Consider the following 548-nt stretch of genomic DNA (forward strand, 5'->3'; position numbering starts at 1 on the left):
GGTAGTGTCCCGTCAATAGGTGTAAATTCACCGTTTGTGTCTACTGTGTGACATCGGTCGGCTTTGTCCCGTTCGGGGCGATATCGACCGTCTTCACGCTCTGTCAAGGGACGCTTCGGACGCTTCGCTCGTCCTTCGGACGCCCTTGACAGCGCGCTCGCCGGTCGATTCCAAGCCATTAGGGGACAAAGCCTTGGTCTGCGAGCATGCTCGCACGCCCCTTCCCACACGTTATTTTTGCAACATCGCCTCGGCTGCGAGGAGCGGACGGTTGGGCTTGAGTTTCGCCATCGACTCCAGGCTGAAATATCGCCGCGACACCAGCCATTCTTCGTGCTGCTCTTGCAAAATCGCTCCAGCGAGGCGCACTACCGATGCTCGATTTGGGAAAATCCCCACGACGTCCATCCGCCGACGCATCTCTCGATTGAGCCGCTCGAGCGGGTTGGTCGAGCAGATCTGCCGCCAGTGTTCGCCCGGAAGCGCCATAAACGCCAGCACATCCTCCTCCGCCTCTTCCAGGATGGCCATCGCTTTCGGGAACCGCC

Annotated in this window: 1 protein-coding gene; it reads right to left on the reverse strand. The window is 59.7% G+C overall.

Annotated elements, in window-relative coordinates:
- Window positions 1–231: 231 nt before the first annotated feature.
- Window positions 232–548 (reverse strand): transposase (locus tag J3481_RS14405; RefSeq protein WP_206832798.1); only part of this gene is annotated, 317 nt, incomplete at its 5' end.

The sequence above is a fragment of the Alicyclobacillus fructus genome (assembly GCF_017329605.1).
Taxonomy (GTDB): Bacteria; Bacillota; Bacilli; order Alicyclobacillales; family Alicyclobacillaceae; genus Alicyclobacillus; species Alicyclobacillus fructus.